The organism is Halalkalibacter flavus, from assembly GCF_036663575.1.
Classification (GTDB): Bacteria; Bacillota; Bacilli; order Bacillales; family Bacillaceae_D; genus Halalkalibacter; species Halalkalibacter flavus.
This window is the reverse complement of the sequence record NZ_JAWRVK010000306.1, coordinates 1-257: the sequence shown is the minus strand read 5'-3', so window position 1 is coordinate 257 and position 257 is coordinate 1. Positions and strand designations below refer to the sequence as shown.

Below are 257 nucleotides of genomic sequence, written 5' to 3'. Positions count from 1 at the left end.
ATCCGTTGGCGCCATCGAACCATACACACACCGCGCCAAGCACGAAGAGCGCGCCGAGCGCGAACGCGGTAACGCCGTAAAGCGCCCCGAACATGCCAAGCGCGTAGGGGGCCATGGCGAGAGGCGCCAACCCGATGGCATAAAGCAGTATCTGTTTCTTGGTTTCGCGCGCCCCCGCCACCACGGGGAGCATCGGCACCCCGGCTTTTTCGTAATCGTCGCGGCTACAAAGCGCCAAGGACCAGAAATGGGGAGGC

1 protein-coding gene is annotated in these 257 nt (G+C 63.4%); it reads right to left on the bottom strand.

Annotated features, from left to right (window positions below):
• Positions 1–257: UbiA family prenyltransferase (locus SAY88_RS25290; RefSeq protein ID WP_332635193.1), on the bottom strand; the 257-nt coding region annotated here is incomplete at both ends.